The sequence below is a fragment of the Paenibacillus sp. cl6col genome (assembly GCF_900102125.1).
GTDB lineage: Bacteria > Bacillota > Bacilli > Paenibacillales > Paenibacillaceae > Paenibacillus_B > Paenibacillus_B suaedae.
Genome location: NZ_FNAZ01000008.1, coordinates 299,481 through 305,641, shown reverse-complemented (window position 1 = coordinate 305,641; position 6,161 = coordinate 299,481). Strand labels below are relative to the sequence as shown.

Below are 6,161 nucleotides of genomic sequence, written 5' to 3'. Positions count from 1 at the left end.
ATATCGCGGGGTGGAGCAGTTGGTAGCTCGTCGGGCTCATAACCCGAAGGTCGCAGGTTCAAGTCCTGCCCCCGCAACCAAATATGGAGCTGTGGTGTAGAGGCCTAACATGCCTGCCTGTCACGCAGGAGACCGCGGGTTCGAATCCCGTCAGCTCCGCCATTTATTTTCAAGTGGCTTGAATTTAATAGGATCTCAATGAGGCTTGGTAGCTCAGTCGGTAGAGCAAAGGACTGAAAATCCTTGTGTCGGCGGTTCGATTCCGTCCCAAGCCACCATAGAAATTTCGCCGGTGTAGCTCAGTTGGTAGAGCGGCTGACTTGTAATCAGTAGGTCGAGGGTTCGACTCCTTTCGCCGGCACCATCTTGGAGGATTAGCGAAGTGGCCAAACGCAGCAGACTGTAAATCTGTTCCCGTCCGGGTTCGGTGGTTCGAATCCATCATCCTCCACCATGTAGGGGCATAGTTTAAAGGTAGAACAAAGGTCTCCAAAACCTTTGGTGTGGGTTCAATTCCTGCTGCCCCTGCCAACAATTTCTAATGTAATATGGCGGTCGTGGCGAAGTGGTTAACGCATCGGATTGTGGCTCCGACACTCGAGGGTTCGATTCCCTTCGATCGCCCCATTACCACATTGGGGATTAGCCAAGCGGTAAGGCAACGGACTTTGACTCCGTCACGCATAGGTTCGAATCCTATATCCCCAGCCATTTGCGGACATAGCTCAGTGGTAGAGTATCGCCTTGCCAAGGCGAGGGTCGCGAGTTCGAATCTCGTTGTCCGCTCCAGATGTGGCGCCATAGCCAAGTGGTAAGGCAAAGCTCTGCAAAAGCTTTATTCCCCAGTTCAAATCTGGGTGGCGCCTCCAAACATCTTTTGTGCCCTTAGCTCAGCTGGATAGAGTATTTGACTACGAATCAAAAGGTCGGGAGTTCGAATCTCTCAGGGCACGCCATTAATTTCATAAGCCGGTGTGGCGGAATTGGCAGACGCGCGCGACTCAAAATCGTGAGGGAAACCGTGGAGGTTCGAGTCCTCTCACCGGCACCATATTTATAAACAAGACTTTCAAGCGATTGAAGGTTTTTTGTTATTCTCGGAAATGAAAGAATACGATAAGACGATTACATAGTTGCTTGAGCCAGTTTGACAGCAAATTGAATCATGAGGACAGGAAAAATAAAACGCGAAGTAGTCGAACCTATTAAGTCGAACATAGGATGTCCATAATAGAGGAACGAGCATCAGATGGATGTAGATCATGCTTCACGGTTAGATGTTGCTGGGATAGTGGACAAATAGAGTAGCCTTGCAAAGCGAACGAGTAGAGTTTGCTCTGCAAGGCTGTTTTTATGAATAAGACCTAAGTGTTTCAAGGTTTACTCGGGCTGTTTAGTTGGTTCGTTCGTAGGTAGATCGAGTGCTGGCTTGATCTGCTTGCTATGTTCCGGACCGTTGGTAAATCGCTTAATCATTTTCTCAATATCCAGACCGGATACGTCTTTTAACATTTGTGGAGCAGTCGCCATGAGTTGTGTGACATAGTTGCTTACCCGTGCTGCTCCTTCACCGTTGCCTGTGTCAACGACAGTGAGCTTGTCGATGGACTTGAGTGGCTCTGCGACTTTGCCAGCGAGTTCTGGCATCATCTTAACGACGATATCGAGAACAGCAGCTTCGCCGAACTTCTCGAACGCTTCAGCAAGCTTCTCCTTCGCTTCTGCTTCGGCTAGACCACGCAGGCGGATGACTTCAGCTTCAGCCGTACCACGCGCACGTTCAGCATCGGCAATCGCCAGACCTTCTAAGCGTTTCTGTTCAGCGAGGGCCTTGGCCTCGGCTTCGATACGATACTGCAGGGCATCCGCTTCCAGTACTTTGCGTGACTTCTCAGCTTCGGCAGATTGAACAACGGCATAGCGATCCGCATCGGCCTTCTTTTTCACTTCTGCATCATACTGTTTCTCACGACGGAGAATTTCTTTGGCTTCCAGATCAATCTCACGTTCTTTGCGAACAATTTCGACACGCATTTGTTCCTCAACAACGCTTTGCTTGGAACGTGCTTCTTGAATGAAGTATGCTTGGTCTGCTTCCGCACGAGCAAGATCTTGGTCTTTTTTGAAAGCAGCAACCTTTAATTCTTTTTCTTTGGAAGCTTCAGCAATGTTCGTATCTCTGAGCAACTCGGCTTTCATTCCTGCTTCTTCCGCTTTGGCCTTTTGGATACGGGCATCACGAACAGCTTCTGCCTCAGCAATGTCTGCATCACGTTTAACGGCTGCGATACGTGGTTTGCCGAGTGCATCTAAGTATCCGTGCTTATCTCGCACGTCTTTAATCGTAAAGGATACAATTTGCAGACCCATCTTTTTTAAATCTTTAGCGGCAACTCCCTGTACTTCCTGAGCAAATCGATCACGGTTGCGATATACTTCCTCGACGGTCATGGAACCAAGGATCGCGCGTAGATGACCTTCGAGAACTTCTTGAGCCTCACTCTTCAGCGCTTCGGTGGGCTTGCCAAGGAATTGCTCTGCAGCGGTTGCAATATCTTCAACAGTACCGCCTACCTTAATGATCGCTACAGCGTCAGTCATGACGGGTACACCTTGTTCGGTATACACTTCTGGTGTGGTTACATCAAGCTTGTGTGAGAGTAGGGATAGAAATTGTGATTGCTGAAAGATTGGCAGGATGAATGCACCACCGCCGCGAACAATTTTCATTTTACGTCCGGATTCGTCAGTGGATACGTTCTTGCGTCCCAGATAAGAACCGGTGACGATCATTGTTTCGTCTGGGCTGACGGTCTTGTAGCGTGCCCAGAATGCAAGGCCAAGTACGAGTATGACGCCAATAACGATTAATGGGATGATCAATGCTTCACTAAACTCCATAAGATACAGCTCCCTCTATATATATTTGTATAGGCAATGCCTGAATACACATGAATCCATAAATCGAATCGAAGTGAGAATGTAGGATATAAGTCCAGGAACAGAAGAGCAATGATGTTAATGGGTTGGACGGAGTGTTTCCTCGTTGAGCGGGGATACATACAGCGTATCTCCCTTTACTTCAACAACGACGATGGTCGTTCCGGAAGGAATGGCTTCTTTGTCGAAGGAGGCTGCAATTTGATTCGTTACTCCAGCTCCGATTCGAACAATGACCTCACCATAGCCAGCAGCCGGAATCGGAACATTGACCTCCCCAACCTTACCTGCAAGTTCTGTAATGGAGAATCCAATGGAGTTCTCACTATTCTCCATAGGCCTTACATATAGAAAATAGACACCAATGGATACTACAAGTGCACCAGCAAGAGCGGTGAGGAGAATGGTTGTAGAAGCCCAAACTGTATAACGGCTAAGCAGGACTCCGACTGCGCCAAATGCGGTTAAGCCGCTTACGAGTATGGTTGGCTGAAGCACCGCAAGGTGACTGTCGCCAACTAAACCATCGAATACATGGCTGAGCACCTCTCCAATCAGAAGTGAGACGATGGCGTACAAAACGCCGAATATCAGCAATCCCCAATATAATGTGTGCATGACGATGCGCTCCTTTCTCATCGCTTGAAGGATGTGACGCCTGCAGCGAATGGGCAGTTATGGAAATATATACGTAATTGGCGAAACTTTGTTTCAACTTCGACTTCAGACCAGTCTAGTATAGGCTCGATCAAAGGTCGGTCAGGTCCCCCGACTTGAGTCTAGGATCAAAAACCGTCCCCGGCCTGTTTTGGGCAAATGCATTTCCACCTAAAATAAAGACATAAGCAAGACACGACGAAAGGTGGTGACGAACCGAATGCAAACGAACAAAGGTAACACATTCGCTTTTGTACTGATCGCTCTGGGAGGAATCATATTACTTAGCAAGTTCGGGATTCATCTGGGCAGCTGGTTTGGCTACTTGTTCCCTCTCATTCTGATTGCGCTTGGCTACTATGGAGTGAAGGCAGGGAATTCATTCTTCGGATGGATTTTCATCATTATCGGAGCGATATCGTTGATTGGCAAGTTGTCCTGGATCATCGGTATCATCGTTGCCGTAGGATTGATTGGTTTCGGGATATCGATGTTGGGAGGCAAGCGCAACAAGAGCCATCCGTTTTAACAAAGGTGATTATTAATAATTGCAAATAGTCGGTTCAAGGAGGGTAAGGCTGAATGAGTGGTATTTTGAAAAGGGTTCGCGACATTACGATGGCAACATTGAATGAACGTTTGGATAAGGTTGAAGATCCTGTCCGCTTGATTGACCAGTTCCTGATGCGTACACGCCATGATATTAATGAGGCAGACCGCCTCTATCAACAATATGTCATGCATGCGAATCAAATGAGAAATCAAATGAATCAAGCACAAGAATTATGTTCTCGCAGAGAGCAGCAAGCGATGCTGGCCTTAAAGGCGGGGGAGGAATTCGCAGCCAAGATTGCATTGCAAGAGAAGCTGATGCATGAGGATAAGGTGCAGCAGTATTCAGAATTGTACGAAAAGAGCAAGGATGCGATTCTTGAGCTGGAAGAGCAATTGAATATGCTCAAGAGCGAATATCAAGCTGTATACGACAAGCGCCAGTATTACATCGCTAGAATGCAGACCGTTCGCTTGCAGCAGCAAATGAACGAGCGCTTCGGACAATACGGTGTGGGGCAAGTGGACAGCATGTTCCGCAGACTCGAGGATCGAGTGTCCGGGATGGAATGGGAAACGCAAGGCATTCAAGATGTACGCCGCATGAGCGGCCAAACGATGGGCAACATCAACCCGGAACGGGATATGGCTTTGAAGCGCGAAATGGAGCGCCTGAAACAAAAATTAGATTCAGCAAAGGAGTGAAGTAAGCCATGAACAGAAAGTTGTACCGTTCGACACGGGATCGTAAAGTATGCGGTCTCCTCGGCGGCTTAGGTGAATGGCTTGGATTCGATGTCACTCTGCTGCGTGTCCTGTTTGTAATCGGAGTATTCTTCTCGGCGTTCACACTTATCGCCGTATACTTTGTAGTATCACTAGTAGTACCTAAGGAGCCGTACCAGCCATTTGGACCTACCGGTTATGGTGCAGGCCCATACGGAGGCGGCTATCAAGGCCAACAAGGTTACCAAGGCGGCTACTCCAATGATCCGAACTATTACAACGGACCACGAGCTGCAGGGCCGACGAATCCATACGGCTCCTCCACATATGGAGGAGTGAAGCAAACCAACAGTTATGATGCCAATTATGCATCTTCTAATGATTCTTCCATCGATTCGATGATGATGGATATTGAGAAAAAAGCATTGAAAAAAGAAATCGAAGAACTTCGCCAAAAAGTAGCGAAGTACGAGAGAGGGGACAAATAAGATGGGTGTATTCAAACGTATTAAAGATATGACTAAGGCTTCTGTACATGAGTTGTTGGATAAAGTAGAAGATCCAGTGGTAATGTTGAATCAATATCTGCGCGACATGGAGGAAGAAATCCATGATGCGGAAGTAACAGTTGCCAAGCAAATGGCAAGTGAGCGCCAAATCAAGCATCGTTATGATGAAGCTATTCGCTTTACAGCTGACCGTGAAGCACAGGCAGAACGCGCATTGAAGTCAGGCCAAGAGGAAATGGCACGCAAGTTCCTGGAAGAAAAACTGTACTATGATCAAAAAGTTGCTGAATACAGCGACTTGCATGCCCAAGCACAGGGCCATGCGGAAGAGTTAATGCATCAGCTGCGCTCGATGAAGGATGAATTCTACAAGCTGCGCAACAAACGCAATGAATTGGCTGCACGTGCACAAATGGCGAAGGCACGCAAGCAGATGTCTTCTATTACAAGCAACCATTCCATCGAATCAGGTTCTGCAACTCGCGGATTCCATCGCATGGAAGAGAAGATTATGCAATTGGAAGCAGAAGCTGAAGTCATGCGTGTCCCTTACGGCGGATATGCAGGCACTTCATCCAATTACCAGCCGCCAGTAGATGTAGAGAAGGAAATGAAGGTAAACGAGCAATTGGCAGCATTGAAGCAAAAATTGGGTCAAACGGAGCAATAAATCCTTGGGGGATGTCCAAGGTTGTGATATGCTAACATAGGTAGCTTACGGCGATGCGCTAGCATCGCCGTAAGTGCTATCCGCGAATATTTGTGACAGGAGGTGCG

General features: G+C 47.8%; 6 protein-coding genes and 12 tRNA genes. 16 read left to right on the top strand and 2 right to left on the bottom strand.

Going from position 1 to position 6,161, the window contains the following annotated elements; genetic code table 11:
* Positions 1-4: 4 nt before the first annotated feature.
* From BLS15_RS21315 to BLS15_RS21260, 12 genes are all read left to right on the top strand, one after another.
* Positions 5-80: transfer RNA gene (locus BLS15_RS21315), tRNA-Met, on the top strand.
* 5 nt (positions 81-85) lie between these two features.
* Positions 86-162: transfer RNA gene (locus BLS15_RS21310), tRNA-Asp, on the top strand.
* 40 nt (positions 163-202) lie between these two features.
* Positions 203-278, top strand: a tRNA-Phe gene (locus BLS15_RS21305).
* A 10-nt stretch (positions 279-288) separates the two neighbouring features.
* Positions 289-364: transfer RNA gene (locus tag BLS15_RS21300), tRNA-Thr, on the top strand.
* Between the two features lie 4 nt (positions 365-368).
* A tRNA-Tyr gene (locus BLS15_RS21295) sits at positions 369-454 on the top strand.
* A 3-nt stretch (positions 455-457) separates the two neighbouring features.
* Positions 458-531: transfer RNA gene (locus BLS15_RS21290), tRNA-Trp, on the top strand.
* A gap of 20 nt (positions 532-551) precedes the next feature.
* A tRNA-His gene (locus BLS15_RS21285) sits at positions 552-627 on the top strand.
* 9 nt (positions 628-636) lie between these two features.
* Positions 637-711 (top strand) — tRNA-Gln (locus BLS15_RS21280).
* 3 nt (positions 712-714) lie between these two features.
* Positions 715-789, top strand: a tRNA-Gly gene (locus BLS15_RS21275).
* Between the two features lie 5 nt (positions 790-794).
* Positions 795-869: transfer RNA gene (locus tag BLS15_RS21270), tRNA-Cys, on the top strand.
* Between the two features lie 10 nt (positions 870-879).
* Positions 880-956, top strand: a tRNA-Arg gene (locus BLS15_RS21265).
* A 12-nt stretch (positions 957-968) separates the two neighbouring features.
* Positions 969-1,051: transfer RNA gene (locus BLS15_RS21260), tRNA-Leu, on the top strand.
* Positions 1,052-1,380: 329 nt separating this feature from the next.
* Here the strand turns inward: BLS15_RS21260 and BLS15_RS21255 are convergent.
* Positions 1,381-2,901 (bottom strand): flotillin family protein, encoded by a 1,521-nt coding sequence (locus BLS15_RS21255; protein ID WP_021254301.1) that lies wholly within the window; start codon positions 2,899-2,901, stop codon positions 1,381-1,383.
* Between the two features lie 117 nt (positions 2,902-3,018).
* Positions 3,019-3,558, bottom strand: a complete 540-nt coding sequence (locus BLS15_RS21250) for an NfeD family membrane protein (RefSeq protein ID WP_021254300.1) — start codon at positions 3,556-3,558, stop codon at positions 3,019-3,021.
* 259 nt (positions 3,559-3,817) lie between these two features.
* On the opposite strand from BLS15_RS21250, the gene BLS15_RS21245 reads away from it, so the two are divergent.
* From BLS15_RS21245 to BLS15_RS21230, 4 genes are read left to right on the top strand one after another with little or no spacing between them, the layout of a single operon-like run.
* On the top strand, positions 3,818-4,126 hold the full coding sequence (locus BLS15_RS21245; protein WP_021254299.1) for a LiaF transmembrane domain-containing protein: 309 nt from the start codon (positions 3,818-3,820) through the stop codon (positions 4,124-4,126).
* Between the two features lie 53 nt (positions 4,127-4,179).
* On the top strand, positions 4,180-4,854 hold the full coding sequence (locus tag BLS15_RS21240) for a PspA/IM30 family protein (RefSeq protein WP_021254298.1): 675 nt from the start codon (positions 4,180-4,182) through the stop codon (positions 4,852-4,854).
* Positions 4,855-4,862: 8 nt separating this feature from the next.
* Entirely contained in the window at positions 4,863-5,363 is a 501-nt protein-coding gene (locus BLS15_RS21235; protein WP_021258624.1) for a PspC domain-containing protein, read from the top strand.
* A gap of 1 nt (position 5,364) precedes the next feature.
* A complete protein-coding gene (locus BLS15_RS21230; RefSeq protein WP_021254296.1) occupies positions 5,365-6,054 on the top strand; it encodes a PspA/IM30 family protein in 690 nt (229 codons plus the stop codon).
* The last annotated feature ends 107 nt before the right edge of the window (positions 6,055-6,161 follow it).